Source organism: Kitasatospora sp. NPDC056181, from assembly GCF_042266225.1.
Lineage (GTDB): Bacteria > Actinomycetota > Actinomycetes > Streptomycetales > Streptomycetaceae > Kitasatospora.
This window is the reverse complement of the sequence record NZ_JBHJUK010000005.1, coordinates 97,306-120,390: the sequence shown is the minus strand read 5'-3', so window position 1 is coordinate 120,390 and position 23,085 is coordinate 97,306. Positions and strand designations below refer to the sequence as shown.

The window sequence follows — 23,085 nt, the reverse complement described above, 5'->3', positions numbered from 1 at the left end:
AGCCGCCGGCCGGTCGCCGTGCCGTCGGCCCGGGGCACCGCGCCGTCGGGCCGGGCGCCGATTCGCCGGGCCGCCGCGCGACTGCCCCGTAGGAGCTGGCCTACCCGGGCCCGGGGCGAGGCCAAACGTTCACCGGCAATGATCCGTCAGTTCGCCGAGGACGCGAATGCACCGCCCCTCGCCTGGGAATACTCCGGTCAGACCGGCCCCGAGGCCACCGGGGCAGCGGGGGCCGGCTTGCCGCGGATGACGCAGGGTCATCCGCCCTGGAGGCCTAGTGGTCAGTTCCAAGAGCCGCCGGACACCAGACCGGCGCACGTACGTTCTCGACACCAGCGTGCTCCTGGCGGACCCGCTCGCCATGACCCGCTTCGAGGAGCACGAGGTCGTCCTGCCGGTGGTCGTGGTCACCGAGCTGGAGGCCAAGCGGCACCATCCGGAGCTGGGCTACTTCGCCCGGCAGGCGCTGCGACTGCTCGACGACTACCGCATCCGGTTCGGCCGGCTCGACGAGCCGATCCCGGTCGGCGAACTCGGCGGCACCATCCGGGTCGAGCTCAACCACTCCGACCTGTCGATACTGCCGGTCGGCTACCGGGCCGGCGGCGGCGAGGCGGACACCCGGATCCTGGCGGTCGCCCGCAACCTTCAGGCCGAGGGGTACGACGTCACCGTCGTCTCCAAGGACCTCCCGCTGCGGATCAAGGCCAGCTCGGTCGGCCTGCTCGCCGAGGAGTACCGGGCCGAGCTGGCGGTCACCTCGGGCTGGACGGGCATGTCCGAACTGCACGTCCCGGCCGACGACGTGGACGCGTTGTTCGCGGCCGGCCACGACGCAGCGGTGGACATCGAGGGGGCCGCCGAGCTGCCCGTCCACACCGGACTGGTGCTCAGCTCCGAGCGGGGCCGTGCGCTCGGCCGCGTCACCGGCGACGGCAGGGTCCGGCTGGTGCGCGGTGAGCGCGAGGCGTTCGGCCTGCGCGGGCGCAGCGCCGAGCAGCGGGTCGCGCTGGACCTGCTGCTCGACCCGGAGGTGGGCATCGTCTCGATGGGCGGGCGGGCCGGTACCGGGAAGTCCGCGCTGGCCCTCTGTGCCGGGCTGGAGGCGGTGCTGGAGCGGGGGCAGCACCGCAAGGTGATGGTCTTCCGGCCGCTGTACGCGGTCGGCGGCCAGGAGCTCGGCTACCTGCCGGGCTCCGAGACGGAGAAGATGAGCCCCTGGGCGCAGGCGGTCTTCGACACCCTCTCCGCCGTCACCACGCCGGACGTGATCGAGGAGGTCATCTCGCGGGGGATGCTGGAGGTCCTGCCGCTGACCCACATCCGCGGGCGCTCGCTGCACGACGCCTTCGTGATCGTGGACGAGGCGCAGTCGCTGGAGCGCAACGTCCTGCTGACGGTGCTGTCCCGGATCGGCCAGGGCTCGCGGGTGGTGCTCACCCACGACGTGGCACAGCGGGACAACCTCCGGGTCGGCCGGTACGACGGCGTGGTGGCGGTGGTGGAGAAGCTGAAGGGGCATCCGCTGTTCGCGCACATCACGCTCACCCGGTCCGAGCGTTCGCCGATCGCGGCGCTGGTCACGGAGATGCTGGAGGACATCCAGCCGTGATCCGTCCGACCGGGACATAGTCGGACAATACGGTCAATTCCGGGCGTGGGGCCCGCTCCTGACGGGGCGGGCCCCCGTCCCTTTCATCACATCGAGTGCTTTCTGTCCGGAGAACTCCGGTGCGGTGAATGTGAGATGCGCCACGCAACTGGGAATTGCGTCGACAGTGCCCGGTGCGGCATGGTGAGGGTTCTGTCAGGCCCCGCGTACGGCGCGACAGGGCTTCCGGGCAACCGGTGGTCAGGTCCGGATGGTCCGCCAACTCCGGTAGGTGGACGCACAATTGAACACCGATGAGCCGTACGCCGCCCGATTTATACGCCTGGTCGCCTCACCTCGGCCGGCGCCGGGTCAGTACCTCCCGTGACCAGCACCGTACGGAGGGCAGCGCCAAGGGGCATGTTGCGTCCGCACGGTCACGCGTGGGCGATGCTGGAAGGAATCCATGTGACTCGGATCTCGGTCCGGGGAGTTGCTGTGGCCTCCGCCACCGCCGTCACCGCTGTCGGTGCCGTCGTTGGTATGGCCTCGGGCAGCGAGGGCAAGACGACGCAGACGGTCGATGTCGCCGGCGCGACCCTGCTTGCCGAAGTCCCCTCTGGCGCCCAGGCGCAGACCATCAGCGACAACATCGGCACCCAGGCCTCCGCCCAGCAGGCCGCCGCCGACGCCGCCGCCAAGGCCGCGGCAGAGCAGAAGGCTGCCGAGGAGGCCGCGCGCCAGAAGGCCGCCGCCGACGCACAGGCCAAGGCCGACGCGCAGGCGAAGGCCGACGCGGAGAAGGCCGCCAAGGCCGCCGAGGAGAAGCGCAAGGCCGACGAGGCCGCTGCCAACCGCTCCAAGGCCCGCTCGGCGATGGCCGCCACCGACACGTCGGCCCCGCCGGTCTCGGTCAGCCCGGGCTCGGTCCAGGCGCTCGCCCAGCAGATCGTCGGCAACGACGCCCAGTTCCAGTGCTTCAGTCAGATCGTGAAGCGCGAGAGCGGTTGGGACTACACCGCCACCAACAAGAGCTCCGGCGCCTACGGCCTGGTCCAGGCGCTGCCCGGCTCCAAGATGTCCTCGGTGGGCGCCGACTGGCGCACCAACCCGGCGACGCAGATCCAGTGGGGCCTGAACTACATGAACAGCCGCTACGGCAGCCCCTGTGGCGCCTGGTCGTTCTGGCAGTCGCACCAGTGGTACTAGAACGCCGGTAGCCGGTAGCGGAGATCCGCTACCGCGACCGCTGTCCGACGCAGCCCCCGACCGCTCGATCCGCGGCCGGGGGCTGCATCGCGTTCCCGTGCTCCGGCGCGGGCGGGCCGCGCCGCCCGGGCTGCGCTGACCAGTGCGCTCGCGGGCGGTGCGGTCCTGGGTGCGGACGCGGGGCGCGGGAAGGGGTCCTGGTTGCTCCCTGCACCGGCCGGTCCGCCGACAGATGGCTCCGGTTCTCGTCCGGACTCCTCCCCGCTGTCCGACGCCTGAAACCCACCGGATCAGGCCGCTTTGTCCCAGTACGGGGCCGCACTGCGGGGCCGCTTCGGTCGTTCGCACCGGTACCGGCCGCGGCCAACCGGGCCGCCCGCCGGACTCGCCGCGCACCGGGCGGGTAGTTTCATTCCTGACGGCCGTGGCGGGACACGGCGTACCGCCGGGCACGGCGGCCCAGCGGTGAGCGGTGGTAGTGACGATGGCACGGGGCGGGAAGGCCTTCAAGGCCATGGCCAAGGGGGCGGCCGTGGTGGCAAGTGCGGTCGCCGTGATCGAACGGCGCCGGCGCGCCGCGATCGCGGCCGACTTCCACGAGCCGCCGATCGAGGTGCCGCCGCTGCCCGCGCCGGCGGCCGTACCGGCCGCACTGCCGTCGCCCCGCGAGGAGGCCGCCACTCCGGCACGGGCCGCCTCCGCGGCGCACGCGGCGCCGGTTCCGGCGGCGCTGCCCACCCACGGGGCGTTCGGCCGCGAACTCCACCCCGGACGGCCCGCCACCCCGGCCGAGGCCGTGCCGTGGGGCCTGCGGGTGGCCGCCGAGTCGACCTGGCGGCTGCTGCTGCTCGGCGCCGCGCTCTACGTCGTCTTCACGGTCGTCGACATGCTGCGGCTGGTGGCGTTCGCCGTCCTGGCCTCGCTCCTGATCTCCGCGCTGCTGGAGCCCAGCGTCTCCTGGCTGCGCCGGCACGGCGTACCGCGCTCGCTGGCCGCCGGCGGGGTGTTCATGAGCGGCCTGGCCGGGATCGGCCTGGTCGGCTGGTTCGTCGTCTGGCAGGTGACCACCAACCTGTCCACCGTCACCACCAAGGTCCAGGCGGGTGTCGACCAGCTCCGGGACTGGCTGATCACCGGCCCGCTGCACCTGACCCAGCAGCAGATCACCGACTTCGCCAACCAGATCACCAAGGCGATCAGCACCAACACCGAGCAGATCACCTCGGCCAGCCTCACCGGCGCGCAGATCGCCGTCGAGGTGCTCACCGCCGTGCTGCTCGCCTTCTTCACCACCTTCTTCTTCCTCTACGACGGCGAGCGGATCTGGAACTGGGCGCTGCGCGGCCTGCCCCGGCACTCCCGCTACGCGATGGCCGGGGCCGGACCCAAGGCCTGGGCGACCCTCACCGCGTACGTCCGCGGCACCGTCTGCGTGGCCTTCATCGACGCGGTCTGCATCGGCATAGGCATCCAGCTGCTCGGCGTGCCGATGGCGCTGCCGCTCGCGGTGATCATCTTCCTGGGCGCCTTCGTCCCGCTGGTCGGCGCGCTGGTCACCGGGACGGTCGCGGTGCTGATCGCGCTGGTCACCACGACCCCGTGGACCGCGCTGATGGTGCTGGTGGTGCTGGTCGCCGTCCAGCAGCTGGAGGGTCACATCCTCCAGCCGCTGATCCTCGGTCGGGCCGTCCGCGTCCACCCGCTGGGCGTGGTCCTCGGTGTGGCCGCCGGCTCCATCATCGGCGGCATCGGCGGTGCCATCGTCGCCGTCCCGCTGATCGCGGTCACCAACACCGTGGTCACCCACCTGCGCCGCCGCAACGAGGCCGGCCAGGCCGTCTTCACCGCCCTCGAAGCGGCCCGCGAGGCCGCCGTGGCGCGGGCGGGCCACGCCGAGGCCCCGGCCCCGGCGCCGGCCGTCGACTAGCTAGGCGAGAGCGGCGATGCCGAGGTAGGGGAGCACCGGCGCGGCCACGGCGCCCAACAGGGCCGCCTGACCGGTCAGGGCGATCCGCACCACCCGGGCCCAGTCGCGGGCGGGGGTGAGGGCCATCACCGCCCATGCGCAGAGCCCGGCGAGCAGCGGGCCGGCCAGCGGGGACAGCGCCAACGCGACGGAGTATCCGCCGTCGCCGAAGCCGGCCACCGCGATGGTGATCGCCAGCCACCCGGCGACCGTGATCGCGACCAGGCCCCAGGTGATCAGCGCAACGGTCGGCCAGACCGAGTGCGGTGGCGGTTTCCTGAGATCGGCCATGCGTCGTCCCCCCAGAGTTGATCTTCCTCCCCCAGGACGCCGCACCGGGCCGGCACGGTTGCGGCGCAAAACGCCGACGGGCCCCGGCCCGGACCGTTGGGTCCGGGCCGGGGCCCGCTGGGTGTGGTCCGGGCCGTCAGACGGTGACGGTGGCCAGGGCGGCCTCGGAGTCGAGGACGCCGGCGACGGCCTGGAGCACGGCGGCGATCTTGATCGAGGTCTGGATGACCTCGCGCTCGACGCCGGCCTTGCGGAGCACGGCCTCGTGCGAGTCGAGGCACTGGCCGCAGCCGTTGATGGCGGAGACCGCGAAGCACCAGAGCTCGAAGTCGATCTTCTCGACGCCCGGAGTGCCGATGATGTTCATCCGCAGGCCGGCCCGCATGCTGCTGTACTCCTTGTCGGAGAGCAGGTGCGTGGTCCGGTAGTAGACGTTGTTCATCCCCATGATCGCGGCCGCGCCCTTGGCGGCGTTGTACGCCTCCGGAGAGAGGTTGGCCTTGGCCTCGGGCTCCAGCTCACGCAGCACCGCGGCGCTGCGGGTGGCCATCGCGCAGGAGAGCACGGTGCCCCAGAGCTGCTGGGCGGGGAGGTCGGAGTTGCCGATGACCGCGCTCAGGTTGAGCTTGAGGTCCTTGGCGTAGTCCGGGAGGGCGGACTTCAGGTCGTCGAGGGCCATGGTGGTCAGCCCGCCAGCAGGGCCTGGGCGTCGAGGGTGTCCTCGCCCTTGGTCCAGTTGCACGGGCACAGCTCGTCGGTCTGCAGGGCGTCGAGCACCCGCAGGACCTCCTTGGGGTTACGGCCGACGGAGCCGGCAGTCACCATGACGAACTGGATCTCGTTGTTCGGGTCGACGATGAACACCGCGCGCTGGGCGGTGCCGTCGGCGGCCTCGACGCCGCAGGCGCGCATCAGGTCGTGCTTGACGTCGGCCAGCATCGGGAAGGGCAGGTCGCGCAGGTCCTTGTGGTCCTTGCGCCAGGCGTGGTGCACGAACTCGGAGTCGCCGGAGACGCCGAGGATCTGGGCGTCACGGTCGGCGAACTCCTCGTTCAGCTTGCCGAACGCGGCGATCTCGGTCGGGCAGACGAAGGTGAAGTCCATCGGCCAGAAGAAGACGATCTTCCACTTGCCCTCGTAGGACTTGTGGTTGATCTCGGCGAAGGCGTTCGCGGCGTCCAGGTCGACGCAGGCGTTGAGTTCGAACTCGGGGAACTTGTCACCGATCGTGAGCACGTTCGCTTCTCCTGAAGTGAGACTGAGGGGAGTTTGTCCGGATTGCGGACACGTCCTACGATTCCACATCGTGGACTGATCAGGGAAATAGCTAGACTCGATGTGTCTGATCGGAGAGAGCTATCAATACCCCCACACCCCCCTCCCGCCCCAGGCCCCGCAGGGCTGTCACGCCCAAACCCGAGACCCCTGTGGCAAGCGCCACAGTCCGCGGGCCGCGCACGCCGACGGTCGCGCAGCTCAGGGCCTTCGTCGCGGTGGCCGAGCATCGGCACTTCCGGGAGGCGGCGGCGGCCACCGGGACCAGTCAGCCGGCGCTGTCGGGGGCGGTCGCGGCGCTGGAGGAGTCGCTCGGCGCGCAGTTGGTCGAGCGTACGACGCGCAAGGTGATCGTCACTCCATTGGGGGAGCGCGTGCTCGACCACGCGCGCCGGGTACTGGCTTCCCTGCAGTCGCTCACCGAGGAGGTCGAGGCCGCCCGCCGGCCGTTCACCGGCCCGCTGCACCTCGGCGTCATCCCCACCGTCGCCCCGTACCTGCTGCCGGACGTGCTGCGCCTGGTCCGCGACCGCTACCCCGAGCTGGAGCTGCACGTCCACGAGGAGCGCACGCCCTCGCTGTTGGAGGGGCTGGCCGGCGGACGGCTCGACGTCCTGCTGCTCGCGCTGCCGGCCGGCGGCGGCTCGCCGACCCGGGACATCCCGCTGTTCGACGAGGACTTCGTCCTGGTCACCCCGCCCGACCACCCGCTCGCCGGGCGGGTCGACGTCCCCCGGGACGTGCTGCTCGACCTGGACGTGCTGCTGCTGGAGGAGGGGCACTGCCTGCGCGACCAGGCCCTCGACATCTGCCGCGAGGTCGGCGCCGATCAGGCCGGCGGCTCCACCACCCGGGCGGCCGGCCTCTCCACCCTGGTCCAGCTGGTCGCCGGGGGCCTCGGCGTCACCCTGCTGCCCGCCACCGCGCTGGACGTCGAGGCGGGCCGCACCGACCGGCTGGCCGCCGTCCGCTTCGCCGCCCCCGCGCCGGGCCGCCGGATCGGGCTCGCCACCCGGCCGGGTTCGGCCCGCAGTGCCGAGTACGACCGCTTCGCCGCGTCGCTGCGCGAGGTGCTGGCGGAGCTGCCGGTCCGGATCGTCGGGTCGTAGCGGCGCCTGCCCCCCGCGTGGCCGCCCCGGTTCGGGGCGCGGGCGGCCGTCCGGAGGTGGGCGCGTGCCGCCCGCCCGGGCTCAGGCCGCCCGGGCCGGCGTGCCCAGGCAGAGTCCGACGGTGGTGGCGACCAGCAGGTCCAGGGCCCGCAGTGCCTCCTCGTCGGGCTCCGCGTGGTCGGCACGGAGCACCAGATGACGGCCGCACAGGCCGTCGAAGCCCGCCAGGAACTGGATGGCGACCTCGCGCGCGGGCTGGGCCAGCGTCAGGCCGTGCGCGTCGGCGAGCGCGGTGAGCATGGCTGCCGCGATCCGCTCGGTCTCGCCCTGGAGTTCGCGGATGATCTCCTGCAGCTCGGGGTCGCGCATCGCCAGCGTCTCGACCTCGGCCAGCAGGATGCACCGGCCCGGTTCGGCGACGGTGCTGGTCCAGAGCGCGTGCACCAGCGTCCGAACCTGCTCCCCGAACGGCCCGTCGCCGGGGGAGGCGGCGTGCACCTGCTCGATGAAGTCGGCCATCAACTGCTCGGTCACGGCCCGGTAGAGGTCCTTCTTGGTGCCGAAGGTGTAGTGCACCGTCGCCTGTGCCACGCCCAGCTCGGCCGCGATCGCACGGGTGCTGCCGGCGGCGACGCCCTCGCGGCTCATGAGGTCGATCGCGGCCCGGATCAGCTGCGGGCGTCGTTCGGAGGCGGGGACGTGGGCCATTGACTCAGGGTATCGCCATGGTCAAGCAACGTGGTCGAGTGAATTGGTCACCCACCCCTGTCGCTCGACTTTGTCACTTGAACAACTTGCGCGTACCGTGGTCCGGGACCTGTTCAGGCACCTGCCTGCCCGACCGATCAGACCGAGGGGTCACCCATGGCCACGTACCTCTACCGACTGGGCCGCTACTGCTTCCGGCGAAGGCTGGCCGTGCTGGCCGTCTGGATCGCGGTGCTGATCGCGGTCGGCGGCGCCGCCGGGGCCTTCGCCGGCAAGACCAGCGAGGAGTTCAAGGTCCCCGGTACCGAGGCGCAGAGCACCCTGGACCGGATCAAGGGCACCTTCCCCGAGCAGGGCCACGGCTCGGCGCAGGTGGTCTTCGCCGCCGGCGGCCCCGGCGGGATCACCGCACCGGAGGCCGCCAAGGCCGTCACCGAGGCGGTCGGCCGGATCGCCACCGCCCCCGGTGTCTCCGCCGCGCCCGACCCGTACGCCGCCGGCGCGGTCTCGCCGGACGGCCGGGTCGCGATCGCCCTGGTCTCCTTCGACCACAAGCTCGGCGACATCACCGAGCAGCAGCGCGACGCGGTGAAGGCGGCCGCCGAGCCGGCCCGCGCGGCCGGGTTGACCGTGGCCTACGGCGGCGACGCGTACAACAAGATGGCGCAGGTCGACGGGGGCGAGGCGGTCGGGCTCGCGGTGGCCGGGGTGGTGCTGGTGATCACCCTCGGGTCACTGGTCGCCGCCGGGCTGCCGCTGCTGACCGCCCTGGTCGGCATCGGCGTGGCGATGGCCGGGCTGCTCGCGCTCTCCGGCTCGTTCGAGATCATCAGCACCGCTCCGGTGCTCGCGCTGATGGTCGGCCTGGCCGTCGGCATCGACTACGCGCTGTTCATCCTGTCCCGGCACCGCCGCCACCTCGCCGAGGGGCTGGAGCCGGACGAGGCCGCCGCCCGCGCCAACGCGACGGCCGGCAGCGCGGTGGTCTTCGCCGGCCTGACCGTGGTCGTCGCCCTCGCCGGGCTGGCCGTCGCGGGCGTGCCGTTCCTGACCGTCATGGGCCTGGCCGCCTCCGGAGCCGTGGTGGTGGCGGTACTCGTCGCGATCACCCTGCTGCCCGCGCTGCTCGGCTTCGCCGGCCGCGGCATCGACCGGCTGCCGGTCTGGCGGCACGCGGTGAGGCCGTCGGGGAAGACGACCCTCGGCGAGCGCTGGGCGACGTTCGTGGTGCGCCGGCCGCTGGCCGTCCTGCTCGCCGGGCTGACCGCACTGACCGCCCTCGCGGTGCCCGCGGCCGGCCTCAGCCTGGGCCTGCCCGGCGGTGGCTCGCAGGCCGCCGGCACCGATGCCCGCAAGGCGTACGACCTGATCAGTGACGGCTTCGGCCCCGGCTTCAACGCGCCGCTGGTGGTGGTCGTCGACGCCAAGGGCGCGGCGCAGCCGGAGCAGGCGGTGCAGGGCGTGGCGGCGAAGCTGGGCTCGCTGAAGGGCGTGCAGACGCTGCTGCCGCCTGCCGTCGACGGACCCAGCCGGACGACGCTGCTGACCGTCATCCCGCGCACCGGTCCGGACCACGCCGACACCAGGCAGCTGGTCAACGAGATCAGGGACCAGCGCGACGGGCTCCGGGCCGCGACGGGCGCGCGGATCGACGTCACCGGCACCACCGCCGCCAACATCGACGTCTCCGCCAAGCTCGGCGACGCGCTGCCGCCGTTCGTCGCGGTGATCGTCGGCATCGCGGTGGTGCTGCTGGCCCTGGCCTTCCGCTCGATCCTGGTGCCGCTGAAGGCGGTGGCCGGCTTCTTGCTCAGCATCACCGCCTCGCTCGGCGCCGTCGTCGCCGTCTACCAGTGGGGCTGGCTGGACGGGGTGATCGACGTGCCCAAGGTCGGCCCGGTGGTGAGCTTCGTGCCGATCCTGCTGATCGGGGTGCTCTTCGGGCTGGCGATGGACTACGAGCTGTTCCTGGTCTCCGGGATGAAGGAGCACCACGTGCACGGCATGGCGCCGCGGGACGCGGTGGTCGCGGGGGTGAAGAACGGCGCGCGGGTGGTCACGGCGGCGGCGCTGATCATGGTGTCGGTGTTCGGCAGCTTCGTCTTCGGCCACGACCCGATCGTCCAGCCGATCGGCTTCGCGCTGGCGGTGGGCGTGCTGGTGGACGCCTTCGTGGTGCGGATGGCGCTGGTGCCGGCCGCGATGGCGCTGTTCGGCCGGGCGGCCTGGTGGTTCCCGAAGAGCCTGGAGAAGGTGGTGCCGCGGGTGGACATGGAGGGCGAGCAGCTGATGGCCAGGCTGGAGCGGCCCTCCGGCGAGCCCGTGAAGACCCCCGAGCGGGTCTGAGCCCACCGCCCCACCGCCCGCCGCACCTTCACCGCATCACCGCACCACGGCACCATCACCGCATCACCGCGGAACTCGCGGAACTCGCGGCACTCGCGGTACTCGCGCGGCTCCCGGCGGTCTCGCCGGGGGCCGCGTCCCGTCACGGCAGCCGTTGCTCGAACCAGACCACCTTGCCGGTGCCCAGCCGGGTGGCGCCCCAGCGCTCGGCGCAGCGGGCCACTATCTGCAGCCCGCGCCCGCGTTCGTCCTCCGGCCCGGTGCGGCGCGGACGCGGCAGCAGCGGGCTGTCGTCCCCGACCTCGCACCGCAGCCGGGTGGTGCGGACCAGGCTCAGGGTGACCGGCCGGGTGGCGTGCTGGACGGCGTTGGTGACCAGCTCGCTGACCATCAACTCGGTCGCCTCGCTGAGCCCTTCGAGCCCCCAGCGGCGCAGCGTGTGGGCGGCCAGCCGGCGTGCCCGCCCCGGGGTCTCGTTGCGCGGCTGGAGGTACCAGTGCGCGACGTCGCCGGCCGGGATGCCGTCGAAGCAGGCGGCGAGCAGCGCGATGTCGTCGCCGCGGTCGCCCGGTGGCAGGATCCGCAGGGCCTCCTGGCAGAGCTGCTCGGGGGCCTGCGGCTGCACGGTGGCGAGCCGGGCCCGGAGCAGCTCCAGCCCGTCGCTGATCGGGCGGTTGCGGGTCTCCACCAGGCCGTCGGTGAAGAGCAGCAGCGCGGAGCCGGGCGGGGCGGGCAGCTCAACGGAGGAGAAGTCGACGCCGCCGACGCCGATCGGCGCGCCCGAGTCCAGCTCCAGCAACTCGGCCGTGCCGTCCGGCCGGACCAGCACCGGCGGCACGTGTCCGGCGTTGGCGAGCACCACCCGGTTGGCGATCGGGTCGTAGACCGCGTACACGCAGGTGGCCAGGTGCTGTTCGCGGCCGAGCCGTTGGGCCTGCTCGTCGAGGTGGTACAGCACCTCGTGCGGCGGCAGGTCGAGCGCGGCCAGGGTCTGTGCGCTGGTGCGGAGTTGGCCCATGATGGCGGCAGAGGTGAGCGAGTGGCCCATCACGTCGCCGACGATCAGCGCCACCCGGTTCCCGGGCAGCGGAACGGCGTCGTACCAGTCGCCGCCGACCTGGGCGCCGCGCTCGCCGGGCAGGTAGCGCTGGGAGAGCCGGACGCCGTGCGGCTGGGGGAGGCGCAACGGCAGCATGCTGCGCTGGAGTTCGTTGGCTATCTCCCACTCGCGGGCGTACCGCAGCGCGGTGTCGACGGCCAGGCCGGCCTGGGTGGTGAGGTGGGTGGCGGTCGCGGTGTCGGCGGCGTCGAAGCCGGGGCGGCCGGTCTTCTCGGGCGGTCGGCGGATCAGCACCAGCAGGCCCAGGACGGCCTTGCGCCCGCGCAGCGGCAGGGCGAGCACGGAGCTGCCGGCACCGAGCCGGGCCAGCCCGCGGGCGCCGTACAGCTCGCGCAGCAGCTCGGTGGTCCGCTCGGTGGCGCGGTCGGTCGTCCCGTCGGCCCGGCCCGCCGTGCCGAGGACGGCGGCCTCGGCGGGGCGGCGGCTGAGCAGGGTGTGGGCGAGCGCACCGCCCCGGGTGACCGGCGTGGCGGGTCCGGTGTCGGCGGTCGAGCGCGAGCCGTACCGGCTGCCGTGCCGGGACCCCCGGTGGTCGCCCCCGGCGGTGGGCCGGCCGCGGCGGCCCAGCCGGGTGCCCAGGCTGTGGTGGATCCGCAGCTCGTCGGGGAACCCGGGCTCGCGCTCGACGTTGGGCAGCGGGTCGCGCAGGTGGACGATGGCGGCGTCGGCGAGGGTCGGCACCAGCACCCGGCAGATGTTGCGCAGCGTCGCCGCCAGGTCGAGGGCGCTGTTGACCCGCCGGGTGGCGTGGTCGAGGAGGGCGAGGCGCTCGGCGACCTCACCGGAACCGGTTTCGCGAGGCGGCGGGCGGCGTTGGCCCGGAAGGGCAGGCGGCTGTCCGGCCTCGGGTTTGAGCTGGTCGCGCACGGCTGCCTGTCCTGGGAGTGGTGTCGGGTGCTGGTGTTACCGGGGTGCGCTGGTCTCAGCCGACGCGTCGACAGCGCAGGAACAGTTGCTCCTCCGGCGGCAGCGAGGTGCTGGCCGGCGCGTACGAATACCCCGACCGATCCTCGACGGCGAACCCGGCCTCCACCAGAACCCGTTCCAGATCCTCGCGCAGATACCCGCTGATCCGCAGCTCCCGTCCGAGGAACGGGAGTGGAACGTGATCCAGGTCCGCCTCGACCATACCGAGCGCCAGCAGCCCGCCGGGCCGCAGGAGCTCGCGCAGCCGGGCGAGCACGACGGGGATCTCGTCCTGGGGGAGCAGGATGAGGGAGAAGAACGCGGTGACGGCGGCGAACCCGCCGTGCCCGGCCGGGCCGAGCGCCGGGACGTTCCAGGCGTGGCCGGCCCGGTCGGTGGCCAGGTCGTACATGTCGATGCGGTGGAACTCGGGCGGGTACGGGTACGGGCCGTGCTGCCCGGTGCCGCGTGCCAGCGTGAGCATCACGTCCGAGAGGTCCACGCCGGTGACGCGCATTCCGGCGGCGGCCAGCTGTCGGACGGTCGGGTCGCCGGTGCCGCAGCCGACGTCCAGCACGGCGGCGCCCGGTTCGAGCTGCGCCAGCAGCCGGCGCCCGCAGGCGAGCTGGCCGTCCTTGGCGGGGAAGGCCTCGGCGTAGCCCGCGCCGATGGTGTCGAAGGCGACCGCCTGCAGGGCGCGCTCGGCACGCCGGTGCAGTACGTCGGGCTCGTCACCACCGTCCGCGTCCTCATCGAGGGGGAACGGGTCGGATATCTGTCCGGTCGTCACGATTGAGAGGCACCTTTCCACCCGGGCCTCCGGTCGGCTGTACTCGGCGTACGAGGCCGGGCCGCGTTCGTCCCGGCGCCCGTGCTGCCTCGCCGGCCCGCTGCCGGTGGCGGTACGTCACGCTCCCCGCGTCACACTGACTGCACTCTGACACCCGACTGCACTCAGACACTCTGCGCAGAGACGTTCCGTGCGCGGATACGGCTCCGTGCACAGGGACACTCTGCACCGTGGGGACGCCGCCGCGCCGCCGTTTCCGGATGCTCTGCCGGATAAGTGCACTCATGTGTGTACTGGCATCTGAGAATATGCGTGATCACTCCGCCATGGGGTCCGTTTCCGGCCAACTCGTGACAGTTGGGCGCTGTGACCCGGGTTGCGGAAGCACGGGGTTGTGGGTCGGGGTGGTGCGTCCGGGCGCCGCGCGCCGCACGGCGCGCTGGCACTGCGGGCCTGACCTGGGACTTTCCGCTGGGCCAGGCCGACAACCCGACGTTTATTGAACGTCAATCGGTCCGGTGCACAGTGGAGTCCAGCGCCGGGGAAGCGTTGAGGGTGCTCCCGCAGCCGGGGGGCTGCGGGAGCATCCAACGCTCAATGGGGGGAGCCTCCAGTCGGGGGACGGAGGCTCAAGGCGCGGGGGGAGAGAGGGGCTCGGTGTGCTGTTGGGAGATGAGGTCCGCCACGGGGGAGGCCTCCGGCACACCGAGCCGCGTGAAGACGACGTGCGCCTCCTGGAGACACGCCAGCCCGCGCGCCGGCTGCGCGAGCCCGAGCAGCGCCTCGCCGAGCGCGGCATTGGCCAGGCCCTGGCAGTAGGCGGAGTCCATCTCCAGCCCGATGGCGAGGGACTCCTCGGCCGCCTCGGCCGCCTCGGCGTGCTGGCCGGCGGCGAGGAGACTCACGGCGAGCCGGGCCAAGGTGTAGCCCTCACGGAGGCGGTTCTGCTGGGACCGGTAGAGCCGGTGCGCCTCCTGGAGGTGCGCGACGGCGGTACCGGGTGAGCCGCCGGAGGAGAGGACGACGCCCAGCTGGTACAGGGTGTCGGCCAGGCAGGGACCGTTCTTCGAGGCTCGTGCGCTGGTGACCGCGCCGGTCGCGGAGCGCACGGCGGACTGCGCGTCCCCGATGTCGAGCTGGGCCCGGGCGATGTTGCCCAGCAACCGCGCCTCGCCGATGGGTGCGCCGACCACCCGGCTGATGGCGAGGGCCTGTTCGAAGAAGGGGAGCGCCTCGGCGGAGCGGTTGGCGACGCTGAGGATGATGCCCAGGGTGTTGGTGGTGGCCGAACGCAGGATGGTCACATCGTCCGCGTCCTGCAGGCGCAGGCTCTTCAGCAGCGAACGCTCGGCACTCTGGAAGTCGTTGGTGATCGACTGCAGGGTGCCGAGGGCGAAGTGCACCCGGGCGAGCGCGGCGGAGTCCCCGTACGCCTCGGCGTTCCGGTCGGCGATCTCCAGCATGTACCGCACCCGCGGGCCGTGGGTCGGGTCCTCGACCAGGCTGTCCAGGATGATCAGCAGGTCGACCGCGGGCCGCAGCAGCGTGCTCGGTCCGTGGACGGCGGCCTCGACCGAGCTGAGCAGGAGCGCGATCTCGCTGCGGAGCCACTCCCGCGCCGATTCGCTCGCCGACAGGTCCAGGCCGCGGGAGCTCAGGCCGTTGAGGGGCTCGGGCAGCTGGTCGTCCGGCTCGATGGCCCGGGCCGCGTTGCGCACGGTGGGCAGCAGCAGGTCGAGCAGCCGCCGCACGGCTGCGTGCTGTTCCTCGACGTCGCCGATCCGCTCGTTCTGGCGCTGTGCGTAGAGCCGGAGCAGGTCGTGGTAGCGGTAGCGGCCCGGGGCGAAGCACTCCAGCATGTTCGCCTCGACGAGCGCCTCGGCCAGCTGCTCGGCGGAGTCCTCGTCGACGCCCAGCAGGGCCGTCACGGCTGCGAGCGGGAGGTCGGGGGAGTCGATCAGGGAGAGCAGTCGAAAGGCCCGGGCCTCGGCGGGGGAGAGCTGCCCGTAGCCGAGTCCGATGGTGGTCTCCACCGCCAGGTTGCCGAGCTGGAGCTCGTCCAGACGGCGCCGCTGATCGGCTAACCGCCGGGCGAGGTCGGACACGCTCCAGCGCGGTCGGCTCGCCAGCCGTGCGGCGGCGATCCGGACCGCGAGCGGCAGGAAACCGCAGGCCGTGACCACGGCCATGGCCGCTTCGGGCTCGGCCGCCACGCGCTGCTCGCCGACGATGGCCGAGAAGAGCGCCAGCGCCTCCGCCGGGGTCAGCTCCTCGACGTCCACCAGGTGGGCCCCGGGAATCCCGGCGAGCCGGGACCGGCTGGTCGCGAGCACCGCGCAGCCGGACACCCCGGGGATGAGCGGCTGGATCTGCCGTGCGTCCTGGGCGTTGTCCAGGAGGATCAGCATCCGCCGGCTGGCGAGCAGCGAACGGTAGAGAGCCGCACGCTGTTCGAGCGAGTCGGGGGTCTCGGTGACGCCGAGCGCGTGCAGGAAGTCGCCGAGCACCACGGCGGGGTCGGCGGGCGAGGCGCCGGCACCGCGGAGGTCGACGTACAGCTGCCCGTCCGGGAACTCGGCGCGGACCCGGTGCGCGACGTGGACGGCGAGGGTGGTCTTGCCCACGCCGCCGATCCCCGCCAGCGAGGTGACGACCACGGCCTGGCCGGTGGCGTTCATCAGGACGGAGGAGAGGTCGGCCACCAGATCGGTGCGCCCGCTGAAGTCCGAGACGTCGGCGGGCAGCTGGGCCGGCGGGGTCACCGTGGCCGGGAGGTCTTCCCGGGCCGGACCGCTGACCGCCGCGACGGCGGGGAGCGTCAGGGCCGGGTCGGCGGCCAGGATGCGCGAGTGCATGGTGGAGAGGCCGGCGCCGGGCTCGACACCGAGCTCGTCGATCAGGAGCTTCCGGGTGTCGGTGTAGACGCCCAGTGCCTCCGCCTGGCGGCCGCAGCGGTAGAGCGCGAGCATCAGCAACTCGCGCAGCCGCTCCCGGAGCGGGTGTTCGGCGGTGAGCGAGCTGAGTTCGCCGACCATTTCGGCGTGCAGGCCGATGTCGAGGGCGGCCGCGCACCGCTCCTCGGAGACGGTGACGTGGCGCTCGGCCAGGCGCAGCCGCTGTGACTCCGCGTACGGACCCGGGACACCTGTCAGAGCCCGGCCGCTCCACAGGCCGAGCGCGCTCGCCAGAAGCCGGTGCGTCTCGTGCAGGTCCCCGGCCGTGCGGGCCGCGCTGGCCTCCGACGTCCGGTTCTCGAAGACGGCCACATCGAGGGCGTCCGACGGAATGCGAAGTGCATAGCCGTCACTGACCGATATGAGCAGTTCCGCCGGTCGGCGAATTTCGCGCCGCGGCTCGATGACTGCACGCAGACGGGAGATATATGTCCGCAATGCGGCAATGGCCTGAGCCGGGGGGCGATCGCCCCACAGTCCATCGACAAGATCCTGGGTGGTGACGGGCCGGCCGGAGTGCAGGAGCAGCGCGGTCAGGACCGCCTGTTGCTGTGGTGAGCCGAGCGCGAGCGACTTGCCGTCGAGCCATGCCTGGACCGGACCGAGTACCTGGAAGCGCAGCGCTGGTGCGGGCGGCGTCTCCCGAAACTCCATGAAGTCCCCCGATGGCCTGTGGTGTCGATTTCGCGAAGGACGCTCGGCGGTCCGCCGTGTGGTGGCCTCAGCTTAGGCGGAGGGTCGACTCTGCCGGACGGCACAGCAAGCCGCACGATGTTTATCGGACATTTAATCAACCCTACGATACTGGCGACGCGCCCGCGCCAAGCCGGTGGGGCTGAAGACATTTGATGACCGAAAGGCGGCCGTCCATGGCCAACAACCAGAGCGAGACCCCCGCGCCGACCACGCCGGCCACGGAGGCCGCTGTGGAGGCGGGCAAGGCTGTCGAGGGTGCGGTGGCCGCCTCCTCGAACCCGGCCGAGTACACCGAGCCGACCGCCGGCCAGAAGGCGGACCTCGAGGACGACCTCTTCGGTGGCGAGGCCGACCGGATCGTCGAGCCGGCCACCCCGGCCACCACGCAGGAGGGGCCGTACGAGCCCCAGGGCATCATCGCCAGCCGCCCGTAGTCGCACGCCGGCCCAGTGCCCTGCGCCCCACGAGTCGTGGGGCGCAGGGCATTCGTCGTCATTGATGTGAAACGGCGCTGATCGGCCGAATCACCTGAGAAGTCACTGCATATGGCGAACTGTCCGGCGATTCGCAGTGGTTCACCGCGCGTCGGGATTTGTCCGCGCTCAGTCGCGATAGACGGTCGAGCGGTGTCCGACCCGGATCACGAGGATCAGCAGCACCCCGTTGTCGACCGTGTAGACGACCCGGTGGTCGCCGACCCGGAGTCGACGGTACTCGGGGCTGCCCACCAGGGCGGTCGTGTTGAAGCCGAACGGGTCCGACTCCAGCTCGGCAAGCTTGCGCAGGACGGTGATCGCCGTGGCGCGCGGGAGCTTGCGGAGCTCCGCGCGGGCCGACTCGTTGAACCTGGTGCTGTACTTCACTCCGGCCTGGCCAGCGTCTCGGCCATGACCTCTTCGAGCGCGTACGTCGGCTCGCTCCTGCGTTCCTCGATCAGGCGGAGGATCTCGCGTTCCTCCCACCGCTGGTACTCGCGCAACAGGCTTATCGGCACCACGGCCGCCACCTCGTGGCCCCGGCGGGTGATGACGGTCGGCTCGTCGCGTTCGGCGCGATCGATCACGTCGGCCAGGTGCTCGCGGGCCTGTCGTACGGAGACGGTCTCGATGGGCTGTTCGCTCATGGGGCAAGCGTACCGGGTGTCCAATGTGTACACATGCCCCACTCGTTCGCCCGCTCCTCACGCCACCTGGCTCTCGTTGAGGCGGGAGTTCCTGTTGCGGGCGGCGAGCCGGGCGTGCAGGCGGGCGTGGGGGTCGTCGGCCGGGTCGGGGTCGGGGTCGTCCGGGGCCGGGCCGACCTGGTCGGGCCGGGCCGTCCACTCGCGGCCGCCGGTGGTCGGGCGCAGGTAGTGCTCGCCGCCGAGGGTGTCCATGTAGACGCCGGTGCGGCCGGTCCTGGTGTCGAGGACGAGTTCGCCCACGCGCGGCCGGTAGGCCGGGGCGGAGTCGCGCTTACGGGTGCTCACCGCAGTGCTCCCTTGCTCTGGTACGGGCGTGGCGGTGGCTGCGCCGGCCCTGGTCGCTGTCGTGGCTCGGTTTCTGCTCGGCGACTACCCAGCATCTCTAGAGAAGCTAATATCTCTAGAGATGTCAACGGTCGTACCAGTCCTATCGGCTTACCGGTGGGCGTGGTCGCGCCTACGATTTCCAGCGAGGAAGAGGGAGAGCGCGATGGCCGGCAGCAGTGGCGAGAAACAGCCCAAGTACCAGCGGATCGCCGACACGCTCAAGGCGGCCATCGACGCCGGCGAGTACCGCGCCGGCGACCGCCTCCCCGGCGAGAACGACCTCATGGACGAGTACGGCGTCGCCCGGATGACCGCGCGTCAGGCGCTCGGGGTGCTGCAGAGCGAGGGCATCGCCGAGGCGCGCAGGGGCGCGGGGGTCTTCGTGCGCGACTTCCGGCCGCTGCGCCGGCGCGGGATCCAGCGGCTCGCCCAGGGGCAGTGGGGGTCGGGCCGGTCGATATGGTCGGCGGACATCGACGGGCGGACGCTGGTCGTGGACCAGGTCTCGGTCACCGAGCAGGGGGCGCCGGACCACGTGGCGCGGGTGCTCGGGGCCGACCCGGGCGCGCCGATGTGCGTGCGCCACAGACGCTTCGTGCTGGACGGCAAGCCGGTGCTGCTGTCGACGTCCTACCTGCCGGCCGGCCTGGTCGCGGGGACGGCGATCACCCGCGAGGACACCGGCCCGGGCGGGACGTACGCGCGCCTGGCGGAGATCGGCGCGAAGCCGGTGCACTTCCGCGAGGAGGTCCGCTCCCGCATGCCCAGCGCCGAGGAGAGCACCCGGCTGGAGCTCTCGGCGGGCACGCCGGTGATCCTGATCTGCCGTACGGCCTTCGCCGACGAGGGCCAGGTCGTCGAGCTGAACGAGATGACGCTCGACGCGGCCTCCTACGTCCTGGAGTACGACTTCGACGCGTGAACGGGCCTCCCGGCGCCGTCGGACGGGCCGCCGGTCGGCCGGACCCGGACCGCCCCGGTCGCAGGGGTGCGGCCGGGGCGGTTCGACGGGGCGGGGGTGACTACTCCTTCGAGCGCACCCGCAGGCTGGTGATCAGCGGGCCCTCGGTGGTCTCGCGGAAGAAGTCGTTGCCCTTGTCGTCCACCACGATGAACGCGGGGAAGTCCTCGACCTCGATGCGCCAGACGGCCTCCATGCCCAGCTCGGCGTACTCCAGGACCTCGACCTTCTTGATGCAGTCCTGGGCGAGCCGGGCCGCCGGGCCGCCGATGGAGCCGAGGTAGAAGCCGCCGTGCGCGGCGCAGGCGTCGGTCACCTGCTTGGAGCGGTTGCCCTTGGCCAGCATGACCATCGAGCCCCCGGCCGCCTGGAACTGGTCGACGTAGGAGTCCATCCGGCCGGCCGTGGTGGGGCCGAAGGAGCCGGAGGCGTAGCCCTCGGGGGTCTTGGCCGGGCCGGCGTAGTAGACCGGGTGGTCCTGGAGGTACTTGGGCATGCCCTCGCCGGCGTCCAGGCGCTCCTTGATCTTGGCGTGCGCGATGTCGCGGGCGACGACCAGGGTGCCGGTGAGCGAAAGCCGGGTCTTGACCGGGTACTTGGACAGCTCGGCGCGGATCGAGGACATCGGCTGGTTGAGGTCGACGCGCACCACGTCGTCGTCGAGGTGCTCGTCGGTGGTCTCCGGCAGGTACTTCGCCGGGTCGGTCTCCAACTGCTCCAGGAAGACGCCCTCGGCAGTGATCTTGCCCAGTGCCTGGCGGTCGGCGGAGCAGGAGACGGCCATCGCGACCGGCAGCGAGGCGCCGTGGCGCGGCAGGCGGACGACGCGCACGTCGTGGCAGAAGTACTTGCCGCCGAACTGTGCGCCGATGCCGATCTTCTGGGTGAGCTCGGTGACCTTGGCCTCCAGCTCCAGGTCGCGGAACCCGTGCCCGGTCTTGGCGTTGCCCTCGGTCGGCAGGTGGTCCAGGTAGTGCGCGGAGGCGTACTTGGCGGTCTTCAGCGCGAACTCGGCGCTGGTGCCGCCGATCACGATCGCCAGGTGGTACGGCGGGCAGGCGGCGGTGCCGAGCGAGCGGATCTTCTGCTCCAGGAACGAGAGCATGCTCGCCTCGTTCAGGATGGCCTTGGTCTCCTGGTACAGGTACGACTTGTTGGCGGAGCCGCCGCCCTTGGCCATGAAGAGGAACTTGTAGGCGTCGCCGTCGGTCGCGTACAGCTCGATCTGGGCCGGCAGGTTGTTGCCGGTGTTCTTCTCGTCCCACATGGTGACCGGGGCCATCTGCGAGTAGCGCAGGTTCAGCTTGGTGTACGCGTCGTACACGCCGCGCGCGATGGAGGTCTCGTCGCCGCCCTGCGTCAGCACGTTCTGGCCGCGCTTGCCCATGACGATCGCGGTGCCGGTGTCCTGGCACATCGGCAGGATGCCGCCGGCCGAGATGTTGACGTTCTTCAGCAGGTCCAGCGCGACGAAGCGGTCGTTGGGGCTGGCCTCCGGGTCGTCCAGGATGCGGCGCAGCTGGGCGAGGTGGGCGGGCCGGAGGTAGTGCGAGATGTCGTGCATCGCCTCGGCGGTGAGCAGCCGCAGGGCCTCGGGCTCGACCTGGAGGAAGGTGCGACCGCCGGCCTCGAAGGTGGAGACACCCTCGGAGGTCAGCTTGCGGTACGGGGTCGGGTCAGCGCCCAGGGGGAGGAGGTCGCTGTACTCGAAGTCTGGCGTGGGAGCCATGGGGGCGGTCCTTAGGTTTCCAGTGTGTCCGGCTGCGTCGGCGAAGCACCCTCAAGGGTAGGACCCGGCGAAACGTCGCACGCGGACAGGTCGACCTGCGTGACCGGCGTCACTCGGACACGTGTGCGGGGACCGCCCCGGTGGCTAGGCTTGGCCCCGTGGACAACACGCCGTCGAGGGACGACCAGGGCCAGCCGCCCGTACCGATGACCAAGCCGGAGGCGAAGCGGCCCGCCCGTGCCGACCACGCCCCGGTGCCGGAGGCCGAGATGAGGGCCTCGGACGCCGACCGCGAGCGGGTGGCGGAGCTGCTGCGCGACGCCTACGCCGAGGGCCGGCTGGACGCGGAGGAGCACTCCGAGCGGATCGGGGCCGCGTACGGGGCCAAGACGCTGGGCGACCTCGCGCCGCTGACCAGGGACCTGCCGGCGCACCGGTCGATCTCCTTCGAGAAGCCCCCGCTGGGTGAGCCGGGCGGGCGCCCGGACGGTCCGGTGCGGCTGCCGGCGCGGCACGAGGCGCCGACCATGGTCGCGATCTTCGGGGCCGCCGCCCGCAAGGGCCGCTGGCGGGTCGGCTCGCAGCTGCGGGCGGTTGCGGCGTTCGGCGGGATCGAGATCGACCTGACCGATGCCGTCTTCGAGTCGCCGGAGGTGGTCATCGACGTGGTGTCGATCTTCGGCGGGGTCGAGATCAGGGTGCCGGAGAACGTCAGCCTGATCGGCGGCGGTGTCGGCATCTTCGGCGGTTTCGACGTCAAGGAGCGGATCGCCGCCGACCCGTACGCGCCGGTCGTCCGGGTCAAGGGCATGGCGGTGTTCGGTGGTTGCGAGGCGCGGCCGCGCAAGGGCAAGAAGCTCAAGGAATGGGTGCGCAAGCAGCTCGGCACCGAGTAGGCCGGGCCGGCTCCGGAGGCCGGAAGTGTGCCCGGGTGGGAGCAACTCCCGCCCGGGCACTCGCCGTTGCGCCGGGTGCACTCTGTAGTCGATTGCGTGCAGTGTGCATGAATCGCGGTCCGGCGGGGTAGTTCCTCTCGCACATCGCTTCTTGTTACGGCTGTGCACCGGAGGCGGCCTGAGGCCGGCTCGGGGGGTGAAGAGCGGGGGCTCGCAGCCGGGCAGGGGTGCGAAATTCCCCGTGTCCGAGAGCCTCGTCAGGAGTACGGCCGTGCTGCATCCGATCGAGTCCCGCCCCACATCGCCCCTTGCCGCCGCGCAGGTGCTGGAGCGCCGGCCCGGCGCCCAGCCGCAGGGCGACGACGATCCCTGGCACACCGGCGCGGCCTGCCGGAGGGACGAGGTGGGGCTGTTCTTCGCGCCCTCCAAGGAGCCCACGGCGGCCCGGCTTTCGCGCGAGGAACAGGCGAAGCAGGTCTGTGCGCGCTGCCCGGTGCTGCTGGAGTGCCGGGAGCACGCGCTCGCGCAGCCGGAGCCGTACGGCGTGTGGGGCGGACTGACGGCGGCCGAGCGCCGGGTGGTGCTGGCCCGCAGGCGGCGCCGGGAGACGGAGCTGCGGGAGGCGGCCCGCCCGCGCCGGATAGCGGGCTGAACGGGCCGGGAAGGCTGAGCGGGCTGAGCGGGCCGAGCGGGCTGAACGGGCTGAACGGGCCGGGCAGGTCGGGCAGGTCCGGGCGGGCCGGGCGCGGGGCGCTGGGCACCGGCCGCTGAGCGAGTGTCCGCAATCACCTCGGCGCCCGCAGCCACTGGCCCGCGCGCGCCGCTGCCCCCGCATGCCGGCGCCCGCGCAGCTCTGCCCCGGTACGGGTCGGCCCCCGCCGCACCTCAACGTCCGTACCGGTACCCGCCCGCAGCAGCACCCGCCACTGCCTGCACCCACCCGCACCAGCACCTGCGTGCACCAACGCCGGCGTGCACCAACGCCCGCGTGCACGAACGCCCGCGGCCTCGGCGAAGGGGGATTTCGC

Annotated in this window: 20 protein-coding genes; 9 read left to right on the top strand and 11 right to left on the bottom strand. The window is 72.3% G+C overall.

The features are described from left to right. Positions 1 to 277 precede the first annotated feature (277 nt). From ACFC1F_RS04220 to ACFC1F_RS04210, 3 genes are all read left to right on the top strand, one after another. Positions 278 to 1,612, top strand: coding sequence for a PhoH family protein (locus ACFC1F_RS04220; RefSeq protein ID WP_209417188.1), 1,335 nt, complete (start codon positions 278 to 280; stop codon positions 1,610 to 1,612). 447 nt (positions 1,613 to 2,059) lie between these two features. Further along, positions 2,060 to 2,800 (top strand): transglycosylase SLT domain-containing protein, encoded by a 741-nt coding sequence (locus ACFC1F_RS04215; RefSeq protein ID WP_307853525.1) that lies wholly within the window; start codon positions 2,060 to 2,062, stop codon positions 2,798 to 2,800. Positions 2,801 to 3,284: 484 nt separating this feature from the next. Beyond that, positions 3,285 to 4,727: an AI-2E family transporter gene (locus tag ACFC1F_RS04210; RefSeq protein WP_376155522.1), complete on the top strand. Its 1,443-nt coding sequence runs from the start codon at positions 3,285 to 3,287 to the stop codon at positions 4,725 to 4,727. Here the strand turns inward: ACFC1F_RS04210 and ACFC1F_RS04205 are convergent, their stop codons facing one another. From ACFC1F_RS04205 to ACFC1F_RS04195, 3 genes are all read right to left on the bottom strand, one after another. Continuing rightward, a complete protein-coding gene (locus ACFC1F_RS04205) occupies positions 4,728 to 5,057 on the bottom strand; it encodes a hypothetical protein (RefSeq protein ID WP_376155520.1) in 330 nt (109 codons plus the stop codon). 136 nt (positions 5,058 to 5,193) lie between these two features. Continuing rightward, positions 5,194 to 5,736, bottom strand: a complete 543-nt coding sequence (locus tag ACFC1F_RS04200) for an alkyl hydroperoxide reductase (RefSeq protein ID WP_148643115.1) — start codon at positions 5,734 to 5,736, stop codon at positions 5,194 to 5,196. A gap of 5 nt (positions 5,737 to 5,741) precedes the next feature. Beyond that, the gene (locus tag ACFC1F_RS04195; protein ID WP_148643114.1) at positions 5,742 to 6,293 is read right to left on the bottom strand and encodes a peroxiredoxin; all 552 of its coding nucleotides are present in this window, start codon (positions 6,291 to 6,293) and stop codon (positions 5,742 to 5,744) included. A gap of 191 nt (positions 6,294 to 6,484) precedes the next feature. Here ACFC1F_RS04195 and ACFC1F_RS04190 point away from each other — a divergent pair, with 191 nt between their 5' ends. Beyond that, a complete protein-coding gene (locus ACFC1F_RS04190; RefSeq protein ID WP_307853524.1) occupies positions 6,485 to 7,441 on the top strand; it encodes a LysR substrate-binding domain-containing protein in 957 nt (318 codons plus the stop codon). 81 nt (positions 7,442 to 7,522) lie between these two features. On the opposite strand, the gene ACFC1F_RS04185 is transcribed toward ACFC1F_RS04190, so the two are convergent. Then, positions 7,523 to 8,149, bottom strand: a complete 627-nt coding sequence (locus tag ACFC1F_RS04185) for a TetR/AcrR family transcriptional regulator (RefSeq protein ID WP_376155519.1) — start codon at positions 8,147 to 8,149, stop codon at positions 7,523 to 7,525. A 156-nt stretch (positions 8,150 to 8,305) separates the two neighbouring features. On the opposite strand from ACFC1F_RS04185, the gene ACFC1F_RS04180 reads away from it, so the two are divergent. Further along, the gene (locus ACFC1F_RS04180) at positions 8,306 to 10,495 is read left to right on the top strand and encodes an MMPL family transporter (protein ID WP_376155517.1); all 2,190 of its coding nucleotides are present in this window, start codon (positions 8,306 to 8,308) and stop codon (positions 10,493 to 10,495) included. A 142-nt stretch (positions 10,496 to 10,637) separates the two neighbouring features. Here ACFC1F_RS04180 and ACFC1F_RS04175 read toward each other — a convergent pair whose 3' ends face one another. The 3 genes from ACFC1F_RS04175 to ACFC1F_RS04165 form a co-directional block, all read right to left on the bottom strand. Then, a complete protein-coding gene (locus ACFC1F_RS04175; RefSeq protein ID WP_209417182.1) occupies positions 10,638 to 12,482 on the bottom strand; it encodes a SpoIIE family protein phosphatase in 1,845 nt (614 codons plus the stop codon). Between the two features lie 55 nt (positions 12,483 to 12,537). Further along, positions 12,538 to 13,239: a class I SAM-dependent methyltransferase gene (locus ACFC1F_RS04170; RefSeq protein ID WP_209417199.1), complete on the bottom strand. Its 702-nt coding sequence runs from the start codon at positions 13,237 to 13,239 to the stop codon at positions 12,538 to 12,540. Between the two features lie 701 nt (positions 13,240 to 13,940). Then, positions 13,941 to 16,919 carry a BTAD domain-containing putative transcriptional regulator gene (locus ACFC1F_RS04165; RefSeq protein WP_376155516.1) on the bottom strand — a complete coding sequence of 993 codons (2,979 nt, stop codon included), beginning with the start codon at positions 16,917 to 16,919 and terminating at the stop codon, positions 13,941 to 13,943. A 215-nt stretch (positions 16,920 to 17,134) separates the two neighbouring features. On the opposite strand from ACFC1F_RS04165, the gene ACFC1F_RS04160 reads away from it, so the two are divergent. Next, positions 17,135 to 17,395, top strand: a complete 261-nt coding sequence (locus ACFC1F_RS04160) for a hypothetical protein (RefSeq protein ID WP_209417180.1) — start codon at positions 17,135 to 17,137, stop codon at positions 17,393 to 17,395. Between the two features lie 168 nt (positions 17,396 to 17,563). On the opposite strand, the gene ACFC1F_RS04155 is transcribed toward ACFC1F_RS04160, so the two are convergent. The 3 genes from ACFC1F_RS04155 to ACFC1F_RS04145 are packed head-to-tail and all read right to left on the bottom strand — an operon-like array spanning position 17,564 to position 18,429. Further along, positions 17,564 to 17,824: a type II toxin-antitoxin system RelE/ParE family toxin gene (locus ACFC1F_RS04155; protein ID WP_376155514.1), complete on the bottom strand. Its 261-nt coding sequence runs from the start codon at positions 17,822 to 17,824 to the stop codon at positions 17,564 to 17,566. Next, positions 17,821 to 18,084 (bottom strand): type II toxin-antitoxin system Phd/YefM family antitoxin, encoded by a 264-nt coding sequence (locus tag ACFC1F_RS04150; RefSeq protein ID WP_376155513.1) that lies wholly within the window; start codon positions 18,082 to 18,084, stop codon positions 17,821 to 17,823. The genes ACFC1F_RS04155 and ACFC1F_RS04150 overlap by 4 nt, the downstream gene beginning before the upstream one ends. Before the next feature lie 57 nt (positions 18,085 to 18,141). Continuing rightward, positions 18,142 to 18,429, bottom strand: a complete 288-nt coding sequence (locus tag ACFC1F_RS04145; RefSeq protein ID WP_376155511.1) for a hypothetical protein — start codon at positions 18,427 to 18,429, stop codon at positions 18,142 to 18,144. Between the two features lie 205 nt (positions 18,430 to 18,634). On the opposite strand from ACFC1F_RS04145, the gene ACFC1F_RS04140 reads away from it, so the two are divergent. Further along, entirely contained in the window at positions 18,635 to 19,393 is a 759-nt protein-coding gene (locus ACFC1F_RS04140; RefSeq protein WP_376155510.1) for a GntR family transcriptional regulator, read from the top strand. 100 nt (positions 19,394 to 19,493) lie between these two features. Here the strand turns inward: ACFC1F_RS04140 and ACFC1F_RS04135 are convergent, their stop codons facing one another. Then, positions 19,494 to 21,161, bottom strand: coding sequence for a fumarate hydratase (locus ACFC1F_RS04135; RefSeq protein WP_376155509.1), 1,668 nt, complete (start codon positions 21,159 to 21,161; stop codon positions 19,494 to 19,496). Between the two features lie 158 nt (positions 21,162 to 21,319). Between ACFC1F_RS04135 and ACFC1F_RS04130 the strand changes: the two genes are divergently transcribed. Further along, positions 21,320 to 22,057: a DUF1707 domain-containing protein gene (locus ACFC1F_RS04130; protein ID WP_376155508.1), complete on the top strand. Its 738-nt coding sequence runs from the start codon at positions 21,320 to 21,322 to the stop codon at positions 22,055 to 22,057. A 271-nt stretch (positions 22,058 to 22,328) separates the two neighbouring features. Beyond that, the gene (locus ACFC1F_RS04125; RefSeq protein WP_374106209.1) at positions 22,329 to 22,709 is read left to right on the top strand and encodes a WhiB family transcriptional regulator; all 381 of its coding nucleotides are present in this window, start codon (positions 22,329 to 22,331) and stop codon (positions 22,707 to 22,709) included. Positions 22,710 to 23,085 lie beyond the last annotated feature (376 nt).

Bases quoted from the DNA above. Each gene is read 5' to 3' on its own strand.
- ACFC1F_RS04185 (WP_376155519.1), bottom strand. From the start codon at position 8,149: ATGGCCCACGTCCCCGCCTCCGAACGACGCCCGCAGCTGATCCGGGCC.
- ACFC1F_RS04140 (WP_376155510.1), top strand. From the start codon at position 18,635: ATGGCCGGCAGCAGTGGCGAGAAACAGCCCAAGTACCAGCGGATCGCC.
- ACFC1F_RS04200 (WP_148643115.1), bottom strand. From the start codon at position 5,736: ATGGCCCTCGACGACCTGAAGTCCGCCCTCCCGGACTACGCCAAGGAC.
- ACFC1F_RS04180 (WP_376155517.1), top strand. From the start codon at position 8,306: ATGGCCACGTACCTCTACCGACTGGGCCGCTACTGCTTCCGGCGAAGG.
- ACFC1F_RS04135 (WP_376155509.1), bottom strand. From the start codon at position 21,161: ATGGCTCCCACGCCAGACTTCGAGTACAGCGACCTCCTCCCCCTGGGC.
- ACFC1F_RS04165 (WP_376155516.1), bottom strand. From the start codon at position 16,919: ATGGAGTTTCGGGAGACGCCGCCCGCACCAGCGCTGCGCTTCCAGGTA.
- ACFC1F_RS04210 (WP_376155522.1), top strand. From the start codon at position 3,285: ATGGCACGGGGCGGGAAGGCCTTCAAGGCCATGGCCAAGGGGGCGGCC.
- ACFC1F_RS04205 (WP_376155520.1), bottom strand. From the start codon at position 5,057: ATGGCCGATCTCAGGAAACCGCCACCGCACTCGGTCTGGCCGACCGTT.
- ACFC1F_RS04150 (WP_376155513.1), bottom strand. From the start codon at position 18,084: ATGAGCGAACAGCCCATCGAGACCGTCTCCGTACGACAGGCCCGCGAG.
- ACFC1F_RS04160 (WP_209417180.1), top strand. From the start codon at position 17,135: ATGGCCAACAACCAGAGCGAGACCCCCGCGCCGACCACGCCGGCCACG.